Annotated in this window: 8 protein-coding genes; 5 read left to right on the top strand and 3 right to left on the bottom strand. The window is 40.7% G+C overall.

Going from position 1 to position 14,616, the window contains the following annotated elements; genetic code table 11:
* Positions 1-14: 14 nt before the first annotated feature.
* Positions 15-455 carry a flagellar export chaperone FliS gene (gene fliS, locus Q0Q74_RS03870; RefSeq protein ID WP_294428711.1) on the bottom strand — a complete coding sequence of 147 codons (441 nt, stop codon included), beginning with the start codon at positions 453-455 and terminating at the stop codon, positions 15-17.
* Positions 456-647: 192 nt separating this feature from the next.
* Between fliS and ftsH the strand changes: the two genes are divergently transcribed.
* The 5 genes from ftsH to Q0Q74_RS03845 all read left to right on the top strand — a co-directional run bounded on the left by ftsH (position 648) and on the right by Q0Q74_RS03845 (position 13,060).
* On the top strand, positions 648-2,780 hold the full coding sequence (ftsH, locus tag Q0Q74_RS03865) for an ATP-dependent zinc metalloprotease FtsH (protein ID WP_294428709.1): 2,133 nt from the start codon (positions 648-650) through the stop codon (positions 2,778-2,780).
* Complete coding sequence (locus tag Q0Q74_RS03860) at positions 2,777-3,454, top strand: outer-membrane lipoprotein carrier protein LolA (protein ID WP_294428705.1); 678 nt, start codon at positions 2,777-2,779, stop codon at positions 3,452-3,454. The genes ftsH and Q0Q74_RS03860 overlap by 4 nt, the downstream gene beginning before the upstream one ends.
* A 3-nt stretch (positions 3,455-3,457) precedes the next feature.
* Positions 3,458-4,546, top strand: coding sequence for a helix-turn-helix domain-containing protein (locus tag Q0Q74_RS03855; RefSeq protein WP_294428704.1), 1,089 nt, complete (start codon positions 3,458-3,460; stop codon positions 4,544-4,546).
* 1 nt (position 4,547) lies between these two features.
* Entirely contained in the window at positions 4,548-6,104 is a 1,557-nt protein-coding gene (locus Q0Q74_RS03850) for a MiaB/RimO family radical SAM methylthiotransferase (RefSeq protein ID WP_294428702.1), read from the top strand.
* A 275-nt stretch (positions 6,105-6,379) separates the two neighbouring features.
* Positions 6,380-13,060, top strand: coding sequence for an Ig-like domain-containing protein (locus Q0Q74_RS03845; protein WP_294428700.1), 6,681 nt, complete (start codon positions 6,380-6,382; stop codon positions 13,058-13,060).
* Between the two features lie 187 nt (positions 13,061-13,247).
* On the opposite strand, the gene Q0Q74_RS03840 is transcribed toward Q0Q74_RS03845, so the two are convergent.
* Together Q0Q74_RS03840 and Q0Q74_RS03835 are read right to left on the bottom strand one after the other, a co-directional pair.
* A complete protein-coding gene (locus Q0Q74_RS03840) occupies positions 13,248-14,219 on the bottom strand; it encodes an Rpn family recombination-promoting nuclease/putative transposase (RefSeq protein WP_294428699.1) in 972 nt (323 codons plus the stop codon).
* Between the two features lie 167 nt (positions 14,220-14,386).
* A partial coding sequence (locus Q0Q74_RS03835; RefSeq protein WP_367268324.1) for a hypothetical protein occupies positions 14,387-14,616 on the bottom strand: 230 nt, incomplete at its 5' end.

Below are 14,616 nucleotides of genomic sequence, written 5' to 3'. Positions count from 1 at the left end.
AAAATCTCCTTGCACTAGCCCGTGATGTTGAGGGCTCTTTGTGCCTGCGGAATTGAATCTGCCTGAGTCGTTGAAGCCGCAACTTCCCATGCAGAACAAAGCTGCTTTATCATGCCAAGAATGATTTTGAGTTTTTCCTTGTCATGGCTGATACTCACATTCAGAAGTTCCTTGTTGAAATAGACATAGAGTGACATTAGATTCTGTGCGATTTGTCCGCCTTTGTCCATATCCAATGAAACCTGAAGCTCACTGATGATTTCCTGTGCTTTCATGACATGCTTGCCGAAGTCTTCAATTTTTGAAGTCGGAAGTTTTTCGTCTGCATCGAAACATTTTAGGGCCGCAGTCATTTCTCGTTCAACTCCCTGATAGAGCATGACGACAAGTTTGCCCTGGCTGGCTGTTTTTACTGCGGTTGTCTGATAGGCTGCATATGGATTTCCAAATGCCATTTGTTTCCCTCCCGAAAACAGAGATTCCCTTTTATTTTCGGAATTTGACTTCACCACTTTAGTTTTTTATTCTATTTTCTTCTTTTCTATTCACTAAATGGCGATTTTTCTCTATATTATTATGAAGTATAAAGGGAATCTGGGAAAGCCTTCGTTTTTCTGATTTCCCATAATTTTGAGTTGAGAAGACAGATGGCTGAAAACAACGAAAATAAACGAAATGATGATAAAAAAAAGCTTGATAATGATCCGTACAATTTTTTCAAGCTTGACCCAAATTCTGGTGATGGAGATGACCCTGACCGCAACAAAAAACCGTTCAAATTTCCGTTCTTCACTTTGATGGTAGCGGTCGTTCTTATGCTGGCCTTCGTAAACACATTCCTTTTGCAGAAGACCGATGACGAACCTATTGATTATTCCGAATTCGTTCAGCTCGTAAAAGACGACAAGATTGTTAAGGTTGATTTTGAGGAAACAGGTTTTGTCGGCTATGGTGCAGAAGAATTTCCGACTTCACGCCTTGAGCAGGACAATTCGGTAATCAAACCGTTTTCTCTGGCTAAACGGCAGGTGCAGTCTCAGTTTTCAAACCGAAAGCACTACCGCACTACCGGTTATCTTTATCTTTCAGAGAATTTGATTCATCTTCTCGATGAAAAGGGCATTCCTTACAAATTTGTCAGAAAGCAGACTAGCATTTTCCTTCAGATTCTTTTCAATATTCTCCCTGTTCTGATTCTTGTGGGCGCTTATGTCTTTATTTTCAGAAAGATGGCTGGCGGAATGGGCGGTTTGGGCTCTGTCTTTGGCGGCGGAAATCGTTCCAAGGCAGTTGATGAAGGAAAGGTAAAAACTCGCTTTGCTGATGTTGCGGGTGTCGATGAGGCAAAAGATGAACTTGTCGAAGTCGTTGATTTCTTAAAGACTCCAAAAAAGTATACGGACATCGGTGGTAAAATTCCGAAAGGCGTTTTGCTTGTAGGTCCTCCGGGAACAGGTAAAACTTTGCTTGCGCGTGCTGTTGCTGGTGAAGCGGGAGTTCCTTTCTTCCGCATTTCTGGTTCTGATTTCGTTGAAATGTTCGTCGGCGTAGGTGCTTCACGCGTCCGTGATTTGTTCAAGCAGGCCCGCGAAAAGGCTCCTTGTATCATTTTTATTGATGAAATTGATGCCATCGGTAAGAGCCGAATGAACGGTTTTTCAAGCAATGATGAGCGCGAACAGACTTTGAACCAGCTTCTGGTTGAAATGGACGGTTTTGACAACGAAAAGGGATTGATTATTCTTGCGGCTACAAACCGTGCTGATGTCCTTGATCCGGCATTACTTCGTCCAGGCCGATTTGACCGTCAGGTTCCGGTTGAGCGTCCTGATGTAAAAGGTCGTGAGGCAATTCTTAAAATCCATGCAAAAAATGTCAAAATCGATGAAAGTGTTGATTTTGAATCTCTTGCTCATGGAACGGTCGGTTTTGCTGGTGCTGATTTGGCCAATGTGGTCAATGAAGCTGCTCTTCTCGCAGTTCGTAACGGCCACGATAAAGTTTCAATGACTGATTTTAACGAGGCAATTGATAAAGTCAGCATCGGTCTCAAAAAGAAGAGCCGCAAAGAAAATGAAAAAGAAATGAAGCTTGTTGCCGTCCATGAAACAGGTCATGCTTTGGTTGCGGCATTCACTCCGGACCACACGCCGGTCAATAAAATCACTGTTGTGCCGCGTTCAAATGGTGTCGGCGGATTTACGCAGTTCCGTGAAGAAAAAGAAGAAAAGCACTTCATGACGCGAAAAGACATGCTTAATGAGGTTGATTCTGCATTGGGCGGTCGTGCCGCAGAAGAAATCATCCTCGGTGATGTTTCAACTGGTGCTTCAAATGACATTGCCCGTGCCACAGACATAATCAAGCAGATGATTACTGATTACGGTATGAGCGAGCGCTTTAAGAACATGACTTTGGGTAAGGGCGTTTTGGGTAACCGGGGCGGTGAGCCTAATCTCGTGCGAGAATTCAGTGAGGAAACACAGAACTTCATCGATGAAGAAATTGCCCGTGTAATCAACGAGCGCTATGAGCATGTTCTTGCATTGCTGCGCGAAAAACGCTCTCTGCTCGAATACATTTCAACACGCTTGCTCGAAATTGAAACAATGGAAGCCAAAGAATTCAATGAAATCATTAAGGCTCACGAGCACTGTGAAGAGTTAAAAGAAAATGCGTCTGCACAGGCAGAAAATGCGGAAGCTGAATCTACTGTGACAGAAAATGTTGAATCAGAAAAAACTGTGTCAGAAAACGCAGAATCGGAGGCAAAAGAATGAAAAAATTGCTGGCAGTACATTTCGCTGTTCTTTTATCGCTTTTGTCATCATCTGTTTTTGCGCAGGGAATTCTTACTGCTTCTTCTTTCTTTAAGTCGGTCTCAGAAAACTATGCGACCGTCAAGGATTATGAGGCTGATTTGGACATCAAGGCCGGCAAAAACAATATGACCGGGCATGTCTCGTACAAGTCGCCCAATCTGCTCAGAATCGATTTTTCAAGTCCTGAAGAACAGGTCATCTGCTTTAACGGCGATTTGCTCACGATTTACCTTCCGGAAAGTGCGGCAATCTTAAATCAGAGCGTTGACAATTCTTCAAATAACGGTGCGAACCTTGCTACTGCACAGGGCCTTGCTCTTTTGGGTCGCTACTATTCACCGGCATACGAAACTGGCCAGGAAGCAGTGCCTCTCGAAGAGGGAAGTGAAGAACTTGTAGTAAATCTGATTTTGCGACGAAGAAACATGACAGAAGCATTCAGCACGATTAAAATGTCTGTTTCTCAGAGCACAATGCTAATCAGAAGAATAGAGGCAACTACGCCTCAGAATGAAGTTTTTACCTTTGATTTCAAAAATTACATTCTGAACAATGGAATTTCGGATCAACGCTTCATTTATGACCCGCCGACATCGGCAAACAATTACAACAATTTCCTGTTTTCGGAGTAAAAAATGGAAAGTTACGGAGCACTCTTAAAAAAGACTAGGGAAGAAAAAGGCATCGAATATGATGTGATTGCCAGAGAAACTTCCATCGCACAGGAATATCTTGCAGCTCTTGAAGAAGAAAATGCCGCAGTTTTTCCTGGAGAACCGTATCTTGTCGGATTCTTAAAAAATTACGCCGAGTATCTGGACATTGACTCTAATCATGTTTTGACTCTCTACAATGCAAAAAAGATTCAGGAGTCGCCGCCGCCGCTTGCATTGACGGCACGGGAAAGGCCTCGCTTTTTGGTTCCTCTTATCGTGACTTTGGGAGTGCTTGCTTTTGCCGCTCTTGTTGTAGTCCTCACGCTTTTCATAAAGGCAAAAATTGCTGAAAAAGCCGAAGATGAATCTGCTACACGGGGAACTGAGTTCAAAAAATATGAGCTCACGGAAAAACCCTTCTCGGGCAGACTTTTCAAAAGCGACCAGCTTATTATGGGAAGCGACAAGGGTAACATTTTCCTCACTGTTGCTGAAACCGAAGGTATTTTTGGTCTCGAAACTCCGGCAGGTGTTCAGTATGTAGAACTTTCCGAAGAAATGGAGCTTGATGTTGACGGAAATTCTGTTCCAGAGCTTATCGTTTATGTCTCTGATGTATCACAGAAAAATGCTGATCGTGGTGCAGAAGTCAAAATTATGCTCAAAAATTCTTCAAATATTGCGGTTGCTTCTCCAGACGAAAATCAAATTCCGAATGCAGAAGATTTGCCGAAAGAGCAGAACCGAATCGAAATCTTCTCAGACACAAGAGCTTATCCGTTCACAATCAATGCCTCATTCCGTGGCGGTTGTTTGTTCCGATACCGACCAGACCGAAAAGAAACTGTTGAAGATTACTTCGCAAGTGGCGACATCGTAAACATGACGGCAAGCAACGGAATCAGAATGTGGATTTCAAATGGAAATGCCGTCAAATTGCAGGTTGTCGCTAACAGCAAGACTTATGATTTGGTTGTTCAGCGTGCAGGTGAAGTTGTTGCTCAGGACATCAAGTGGATTAAAGACACAGATGGACGCTACAAGATTGTAATCGTAGATTTGGACTAGAATGAAATTTTTTATTGACCAGCATGGATGCGCCAAAAATCAGGTTGATGGCGAACTTATCATAAATCTTCTCAAAAAAAAGGATTGGGTTCAGACTTTTGAACCAACAGAAGCTGATCTAATCGTTGTCAATTCTTGTGGATTTATTGAATCTGCTAAAACCGAAAGCATTAACGCAGTAATGAGCGCAAGGCAAATGTACCCAAAAGCAAAGATTCTTCTGGCGGGCTGTCTTGCAGAGCGATATGCAAACGATTTAAAGGATGAACTTCTTGAAGCAGACGGCTTTTTCGGAAACGGTGATTTGAGCCAGATTTACAAGGTCATTGAACCACTGATGAAGGACGAACGGCCGGTGCTCGTTCCGGAGCAGAAAGGCGTTTGCTGTGGCGACAGAGATTTGCTGCTTTCATTCCCTGGTACCGCTTTCGTAAAAATCACTGAAGGCTGCAATAACCGCTGTTCATTCTGTGCAATTCCGATTATCCGTGGCAATTTACGAAGCCGAAAAGCCGCCGATATAATAGAAGAAATCAAACTTCTGGTTTCAAAAGGCGTTTATGAAATCAATCTGATTGGTCAGGATTTGGCCGCCTATGGCACAGGTGCCGATGACAATTGTTTTGGTGACGGAAGAACTTTCCTGCCGAACGGCACGCCTGGAAGTCAAATTTTGACGCAGATGGACGCAGATGAACGCAGATTAAATGATGATGGAAATAATATCCGCGTGAATCTGTGTGAATCCGCGTCTAATTCTGAATCAGGGCTTGCTCGCCTTATCAAAATGATTTCTGAAATCGAAGGAACTTTTGCAGTCCGTCTGCTTTACATTCATCCGGATCACTTTAATGAAGACATTCTTCCGGTTATGAAAGCTGATTCACGATTCCTGCATTATTTTGACATTCCTTTCCAGAGTGGCGATGATGAAATCATCAAAGCGATGAACCGGGTAGGCTCTCATCAAAAATATAAAGCGCTTATTGCAAAAATCCGCGAAACTTTCCCTGATGCCGCAATTCGAACCACTTTCCTTGCAGGCTTCCCTGGTGAAAGCGAGAGTTCTTTTGAAAACACAAAGACTTTCCTAAACGAGACTGCGACCGATTGGAGCGGCTGTTTTGCATATTCCAAAGAAGACGATACTCCCGCATATAGTTTTAAAAAACAGGTTCCTCATAAAACAGCCGAAAAACGCGCTTCGGAACTTGTTGAAATTCAGGCAGAAATCACTCGCGAAAGGCTCAAAACCCGCTGTGGTCAGGAATACGATATTCTGATTGAGGAAGTGCTTTCCGAGAGTCAGGAAAATCCTGATGAAGGACTTGCAATCGGCAGGGCATGGTTCCAGGCTCCAGAAGTTGACGGAAGCGTTGTCGTGCGTTATGACCGAAGTTCTGAATCAGAAAGCGAGGCTGTCAAAACAGGCCGTCTGGTTCGGGTAAAAATCGTTTCAAGCGGCGACGTTGATTTGAACGGTGACTTCGTGTGCGATTCACCTTTGAACGCTAAAATCAGCCGAAAAGACGACTTAAAATTCGCTCAGGATTTGTAGAATTTTTCTCCGTATTTGTTTTTTGATAATATTGTGTTATAATTTTAAATACTGCTTAAAATTGTTCACATTACAAAAACATATACGGAGACAAACATGAAAAAGTTCCACGCAAAAAATCTAAACAAAAACTTTCATTTGTATGGGGGGGGGTATTACTATGTATTGCCTTACCGCTTTTATTCCTTTCCTGCAATAACATTTTTGAGGGCGGAGATTTCAAGGAACAGCTTGATGCAGACATCGCTTTTGCCAAAGCCGCTTCCGTAACCGTTTTGGTTTCTTCTGACGAAGGCACTGGCTCAACTCTTCCTTCGGGCAATTATACTGCAAAGGTCGGTTATGATTTTGAACTTTCTTTCTCCGAGAATTCAAGCTACAGTTTTTCAAAATGGATTGCCGTTTCCAAAGAAAGCGGTGAAGAAATCGAAGGCGTAGAATTTGAAGACGCATATTCTGTCAAAACAAAGGCAAAAATCACCATCGATTCAAAAGACATCCGAATCAAGCCGTTGTGTGCAGAGCGACTGGCTTTTGCCGGCGAGCCAAGTCCAAAATACGAGCCGAATGGTGTAAGCCGCGACCGCTCAATCATCGTGGAATTCACTAAAGCCCCATCAAAATCAAGCTTTATTTTTAAGAACAGCGAAATCCCAAGCGGTGCAGAAGAAATCCTGGATGAAGACGATGACGAATATGAAATCTGGGCATACAAATATAACGGTCAGGTTTTCTTCAAGAACATCTCAATTACTTCGGACGGAATTTCAATCGCTGAGCACTTTCTTAGGCCAACAATCGAAGGAAAATTCCTCACAATTGCAGTCGATAAAAAGAATCAGATTGAATTTGAGGCAGGCGTATCTTATAAAACCGTAAGCGTTACAATTTCAAAAGATATTACAGATGAAAAAGGTGTTTCGATGAGTTCAGACAAATCATGGAGCTATCGAATCACGGAAGCAACCGATGAAAAGGCAACCGTAAACCTTACAAGTAATGCGACCGAAGGCACAGTTTATCTTGCCGGTTCAAAAGATTATTCAATCGGTCAGAAAATCACGCTTGGTTTCACCGAAAATCCAGATTATCAGTTTGTAAAATGGGAATATAATCCAAGCATAATCCGTGTTGCCGATGAAGACAGTGCTGATACAACGGCAACCGTAATGGAAAAAACAGATAATTTAAATGCTACTCAGATTAAAGCAATTTGTGCACCGCGACTTAGAGTTTCTGAATACAGCCCGGAAAAAACAAAGGTCGTAAGCAAGAATTCTTCTATTATATTGACTTTCAGTAACGATTTGCCGGACGATGAAGAAGGAATCGCACAGCTCGACAATATTACAATTACGGTCGGCGGCTTTCCTGTAAAATCAAGTTTCCTTGCACCGAGAGTGAGTGCAAATACAGTCACTTTTGCGGCCGACAAATCAAACATGATTGATGTGGCATCAGGCCAGACAAAGACCGTAACTGTCGCAATTCCGGCTGATTTCTATTATCTGAATGCAGACGGCAAAAAAATCTCGATTGGCGGAAAGGGATTCACTTTCGACTATAAAATCGACTCAAGCACAAACGAAAAAGCAACCGTAACCTTTACAGCGGCAAGCGGCTCTGGAAAACTTTCTTCTACGAGAGGTGAATATTCAATCGGGCAGGAAGGAACAATTTCCTTTGAATTGAACGAAGGCTGGCAGTTCAATGGCTGGACCATAAATGTTCATGAAGACAAAATCTCAATCGCAGACAAAACCGCTCTTTCAACAAAAATCGTTGCCTATGATGCAGTTCCTGCCGTGGTGAGCGCAAATGTCAGCGAAAAACTAGTAATAAGAGAAACAAGCCCTTCATCAGAAGGAACAAGCAAAAAGGATTCGGACATCGTAATCAAATTCAATAAGAATTTGGAGCCAAAGTGTGCCGAACTCCTTAACAAAATCCGTGTAAGTTCAGACGGAAACAGCCTCGACGCATATTACACGACCAGAACTCTTGACGGAAACACAATCACTCTTAAAAACACAGCAATGATTTCAGTTCCAAAGGGAAGCAAAAAAATCATCGCGGTAACAGTTCCGGAAGATTTGTATTATATCGATGGCGCAACAAAAATCAGCCTCAAAGAAAGCTCTTTTGATTTTACGGTCGACCACAGCACGAATGCAAAATTAAAAGCAAATTTCAGCGTCAAAAACGGTGAGGATGGGGCAGCCTTTTCACCGGCAACTGCCGCAGGAATCGTAAATCATAATAATTACGAAGAATTCAATATCGGCGAAGATGTTTCGATTTCTCATTCGATTGCTGAAGGATATCAGTTCTATGCCTGGGAAATCACTGATTCGGATGGAAATGTCGTCACAGATGCGGTTTCATTCAAAGATTCAAATTCATCATCGCAGGAGGCGGTAATCACTGCAAACAAGGCCGCAACACTTAACATTACGGCGATTTGTTACAAAAGACCGTCAATTTCAAAAGTCTCTCCGTATAATGAAAATGCTCTCACCGAATTCGCCAAAAACGAGCCGATTGTGCTCGAATTTGACCATGAAATAAATGCCGAAACAAAAGATGCAGTGCTCGTAACATATACCGCTTCAAATTTCAACAAGACCACATATTTTTCTACAAGCATTTCAAGTGACAACAAGACAGTCACTCTCTCACCTGCCAAAATGCTCCCGGTAAACAACTCGTTTGAAACCGTGACCGTAACAGTTCCACACGATAAGATTTACTACATGGCAGCCGACGGCAAAACAAAAATCACCGTTGCTGATGAAGATTTCAGCTGGTCGTACAGAGTAAACAGCTCGACAATGACAAAAACAAAAGTGCGTTTTGCGACAACAGATGCGGCAGTTACAGGAAGACAGATTAGCGTTAACGGCACATTCCATTCAAGCGGAACAAATCAGGAGATGAACATTGAGGAGTCTCTGAATCTTGAATTCCCGGCCGTAGCTGGCTATAAGTTTGCAGGCTGGAAAGTCGAATCTGCAACATCAGGCTACACGGTAAGCCCATCTGGCTATGTAACAAGCGGCACAATCACAGTAAAGAACGGAAGCGGCACAAAAACATATTTTACACTCACAATCGACAGCACAAATCCCGCCAAAGCCACAATTTTCTCAAATGACGCAGTCGGTTCAGGAACAAGCGGCTGGGGAATCAATATTTCAGCGAAGGATGTGTTGTTGCCTGCGATTACCGGGTTTACGCCGAATTCAAACAATGTAAATCCAAAAGATTCAACGATTACAATTGAATTCAACAAAAATCTTGATGTTGCATGTTCATCGCTTCTGAACAGAATCAAAATTACAATGGCTGGAAATGATGTCAGTGATTTCTTTGAAACTCGTTCATTGAGCGGAAATATAATCACGATTAAAAACACAAAACTTCTTGATGTTACTGGACTAAATACCAAAAAAACAATTACCGTTACGGTTCCAGCTATCTTCTATTATAAAGACGGTGATAATCCAATTTATATGGAAGAAGAATATTCTGGCCGTTATGAAATAGATTCGACATCAAGCAAAAAAGTTTCCGTTACTTATGAGGCCGATGGTGGAAATCTTAATGTAACAGACACTTCTTATAATCTCGGTGATGTAATTGATTTGAAATTTACCCCAACATCAGGTTATCAGTTTACAGGCTGGACAGTAAAAGATTCTGCCGGAGATGATATTGACGAATCAAAAATCAAAATAGCAGATCCTTCAGCTATCTCAACAAAAATGTATATTTATGAGCAGGTTGATAATGTAACGGTTAAGGCTGAATCATATCTTGTGCCTATAGTTCAGAGCGTGAAGTTGAATGGTACAGTTGACTTGTTTAGCGTAAATTCATTCAACAGTTACTCTAATATACATCTCAAATTTAACAAAGAAATAGACGCTGCATCGGAGATTTTATCACCGTCAGGCTCGATTACAATTACAAAGACTGGTAAGAATGGAATCCATTACGAAGAGTACTTTTATGAAAGATGGAAAAGTTCAACAGATTCCACAGAACTTATACTTATTCCAACAAGTTCGTTTAGAAATCTTGTGAAAAATGAAAATAACCAGCTGGCAATGACAATAACTTTGAATGCTAATGGAAAATCTATTACAGATAAAGATGGACATCCGCTGTGCCCAAGTGAAGAAATATACAATTCTCTGGCAATAAATTGTCTTGTTTCTGGCTCTCAGGAAACAAATCCTCCAGTTATTTCTGATATTCATCTCTATTCTACAAATGATACGAGTGCTCATTTTTATCGGGAACTCTCTAATCAACCTGAAAGTTCTTGGCAAAAAATTTTAAGATATTCAAATGGTTGGGGTACTTATAGTACGAACCATGTTTCTTCAGTGTATATTACTCTTTCAGGGTATGATTTGGAAAGCGGAATCAAAGAAGTTCAGGTAACAGAAACTTATAAGAAAGATAATGAAGGCGGTTATGTGGCTCAGGAAACAAGTTCAACTCGTTCATTTAGAATTGTAGATTCATATGACAACGATACCAATGGAAATACAGTGTATAATTATGCGTTCATATATGATTTTGACTCTGAACATACAACTGCAGATGGTCTGTTTAAACTTACGATAAGTCTTTGGGATAACGAGGGAAATAAAACTGAAAAAGATTATTATGTCATTAAAGACACTCAAAATAATGTGCGCTTAGATAAAATATTGATTTACACTAAAAATGATTTTCAAACAATAGTTCCTGTTTATAACAGTGAGAAAAATTGCTACGAGGCTGATTTCACTTTTTCAGAATTCCGAATTTATAGCGATAAGTTCTATAAGCATTATGGTACCACATATTTAAATACTTCACGCTATCTGACAGTTACTTTATATGAGGATGATGTTAATAAAGGTGAAGTGTTTAGTAGTAATATTGGGACAGACTACGATTTGAAAGACAGAATCAACACAGCACTTAGTAATATAAAGAGAGATATCGATAAAGACTATATATTAAGAGCTAAAGTAGAGCAGGAAAATGGTATCATTGAAGAACTGGAACTTCCTTTTTACAAAAGTACATACATTGCTGGACTAATGGGGCATAGTATTTATCTAGATGATAGGATAATAGTTACGGACCCGCGAGAAAATGATGAACCAATACTTTATTTTTCGACTGTTCCTAATCCTTCAAAAGATGAGATAAAACAATATTGGAAAGGAACTTCTGGACACGATCCTGATATCGATGGTGAAGGAACTTATTATTTGTTCCCTTGGGTTATTGCGCAATTAGGTAAAAAAGGTCATTTGGATTATGCTTTTAAGGACTATAGACCTTTATGTATTTCAAAACCATTTGCTTACTATAATGGTGTGACGGCACCTACAGATGACAGTATACAGTTTCCAACAATGACGCTGCCGGATTCAAGTTATGAAGCTGGTGAGGTCATATATGAACCTAATACTGGATACGCAACCTTTGATATCGATATTGAATATTCAGATGAAGATTATGATTATTCTCAGTATAGATATATTATTAGATTGGATGAAATCAGAGATAGAAATGACGCCAGTGAATGTTTTTATGATGGTAGAAATATCAGGGTAAAAACTGGTACTGTAAAGACTGTTTATCTTGTTGCTTTAGACTCGCAGGGAAATGAATGTGCAAAAAGTGACGAGCAGACTCTTGACTTGACTCTTGTTGATAATCAGCCTCCATTTATAACCGGAGGCATAAACAATCATGCGTCATTTAATGATTATAGAAATTATAGATTATTCCTACAAGCATGGGGATGGCTTAATGGAGAATATGATGCACGAAGAGAACCTTATGACATTAATGGTTTGTTAAAAAGGTCTCCTAATCCTAACCCAATTACTTGTTATGTGGTTCCTAAATCTTACGGTGTAAATCTGACTAAAGAGCAACTTGATGCTGGTGAATTCAATAAAACTATATCTACTCTAACAGATACATATTATAATGAAACTGCATATTTGACTATTCCATATGCTGGCCTTGATTTTGGAGATTATTATATATACTCATATCTTGAAGATAATTCTCCATTGAAAAATAATTATCTGAAAGTTGCACCTTATCTAATGAGATATTATATTGCAAATTATGTTCCGGAAGTCAGTTTTGAAACTGTTGAATCTGTAGACCAGATTAAGGTTTCTGCACAGCCTTATGGACGAATTCATCGTAGAACAGAATCATATCCTGTTGCTAACGAACTACAGAATGATGAACAGCATATTCATGGAAATTTTGTAAATATACAGAAACTTGCGGATAATTCATGGACTCCGTGTGTAGAATTTGATAGCCCTACTTATCAAAGATCAACAATTGCTCGAATGAAAGATGTGAATGGTACAGATAGTTTCTATGTTGGTAATATAGCTGCTGAAACAAGGTATTACTATTCTGTCGATTGCAGTGATTATGAAAACCAATTTATGCAAGTTATTGTAAATTATACTAGTACAGTTTGGTACGAAGGTTCTGGTTATGGAAGAAATAATTTTGAAATTGTTCAGAGTCAGCCACTCTATGTTTATCCAGATTATCTTCGTTACAAGGGCACTGCTAATGAAATCGTCTGCAATAATAAAAACTGGATAGTGGGAGCTAACGGTTACCAGATATTTACAGATAATCCAGTGTTTGTTCATACTATGTACTGTTCAAGAGACTTTAGTTCTGAGCTTTATGCTGAGCGTTTTGGAACTGCAACTACTGAACAATATATCCGTGAATGGGAAGCTAGAGCTCAGGAAACTGGTATTGTTACTTATACTGGTACAACAAACACAAGTTTTACCTATGGAAGTGATAATTATAAAGATATCCCAGACGGTTATTATTACACAACAATTGCACACTTCGCCGATGGAACAACTCTCATGGGCGAAGTAAAACAGAAGTAGCAATATTACAATATATTTTCACTCGGAATCATGCCAAAACCTTCTTTATGGAGCAGGCATGATTCCTGAAAATGTATCATGTCAAATGTCGAGTTTTGCAAATCCTCTGAAAGCCATAAAAACAAGCTCTACTCAGCAAATGCAAGACTCCAATTCCAACTTTGAAAAGAGCCGGACAGATTTTAAGTTAATTCGTGGTAGCAACCGCCTCTCGTGTAAGCTCCTCTTTGAGCGCAAGTATTTGTTCTAGAGGAATGGAAACCGCTTGTGCAATCTGCTCTGGAGTAAGAATATGCATGAGAATCAAGTTCTTCGCATTTGCGATGGCATTTTCTCGTGCACCTTCTATGCGGCCATCGTTTCGGAGTGTTTCATCGTAAGATTCCTGATCAAACTCTGTATAAATGTCATCCAAAATCTTCATGCGATTCTCCCGGAAAAATCCTTCAAGGAAGTCGCTTTTGATTGCGAAGTCAACGGCCTCATTAACTGCGCTGTCAAAACTCATTCCGCTCGAAAGATTTTCCTTTACTTGATTTACGAACTTACGATAATGATACAACGGCTCGCAGTTTTTTGAAAGACTTTCGTTGTGATTTTTGTTTATATTTATCACGGTTGCGGTCCATTCAAAATCTGCATCATAAGTTTCATCATCTTTTGAAGAACTGTCTTCTGTGATGAATGCGTCAGAGAGCCTATACTTGATGGTGTCCGCCTGTTCCGCGTCGCCATTATAAAACACGATGAACTGTGGAGCGGGGATTTTCACAAGCACGCTGCCGTAGAGGTTCTTTTTGTGCTTGTCGATGTACTGCTGGTACAATTGCGAGAAGTACAGCATTCCTCTGAGTGGCATGTTAGGATTCACTGTCGATTGATGTTCATACAGGCACATCTGCGAGTGAATCAGGAACGACAGGTCGTTTTTCATCGAGACATAAATCACATCTTCGAGCGTGGTGATTTCCAGGTCCTCGATGTTTGTGTGGTTTCTTCCGCTAAGCGCATTGTAGAGTGAAAGAAGCCAGCGTTTGCTTCGTTCATCCTTGCCGCCAAAAATCGTGCGGAAAAGGCTGTCGCGGTAAGTACGTTTCGGTTCTCGTTCGCGGGTTGAACTAACACGATTGCGTTTTTTATTTCGAAGTCGTTTTTTCATGACTTCCTCCAGATAAATAAGATGGGAGAAAGAAGAGATGAGTGCTCTCTCTCTTTCCAGTACACTTATTTATTTGAAAAAAAAGTCATGTTTCGGCAATGTCCACAGATAATAATTTGTTATAATTACAAGAAAGGCCGCATTGAAACCCGCAGTGCGGTGTTTTTTTATGAGAGTCGTTTGATTTCCTCAACAGAAAGCCCAACCCCTTGGGCAATTTGTTCTACAGGTAACCCCATTTGAAGAAAACGCCTTGCTGTTTCAAGAGCCATTTCGCGTTTACCTTCCGCAAGTCCAGCAGCTCTTCCGCGAGCTTCGCCCTCAGCAAGTCCATTATTGAACGCGTATTTTTCGCGGGAGATGCAGTCGTGGACAAATCTTTCGTAGCCGAACTGGT

It is taken from the genome of uncultured Treponema sp. (genome assembly GCF_946187725.1).
Taxonomy (GTDB): domain Bacteria; phylum Spirochaetota; class Spirochaetia; order Treponematales; family Treponemataceae; genus Treponema_D.
The sequence above is the reverse complement of the archived record's forward strand: the minus strand, read 5'-3'. Positions and strand labels throughout refer to the sequence as shown.

What these genes read in the sequence shown, in the direction of transcription:
- fliS (WP_294428711.1), bottom strand. Translation starts at nt 455, where the DNA reads ATGGCATTTGGAAATCCATATGCAGCCTATCAGACAACCGCAGTAAAA.
- ftsH (WP_294428709.1), top strand. Translation starts at nt 648, where the DNA reads ATGGCTGAAAACAACGAAAATAAACGAAATGATGATAAAAAAAAGCTT.
- Q0Q74_RS03860 (WP_294428705.1), top strand. Translation starts at nt 2,777, where the DNA reads ATGAAAAAATTGCTGGCAGTACATTTCGCTGTTCTTTTATCGCTTTTG.
- Q0Q74_RS03855 (WP_294428704.1), top strand. Translation starts at nt 3,458, where the DNA reads ATGGAAAGTTACGGAGCACTCTTAAAAAAGACTAGGGAAGAAAAAGGC.
- Q0Q74_RS03850 (WP_294428702.1), top strand. Translation starts at nt 4,548, where the DNA reads ATGAAATTTTTTATTGACCAGCATGGATGCGCCAAAAATCAGGTTGAT.
- Q0Q74_RS03840 (WP_294428699.1), bottom strand. Translation starts at nt 14,219, where the DNA reads ATGAAAAAACGACTTCGAAATAAAAAACGCAATCGTGTTAGTTCAACC.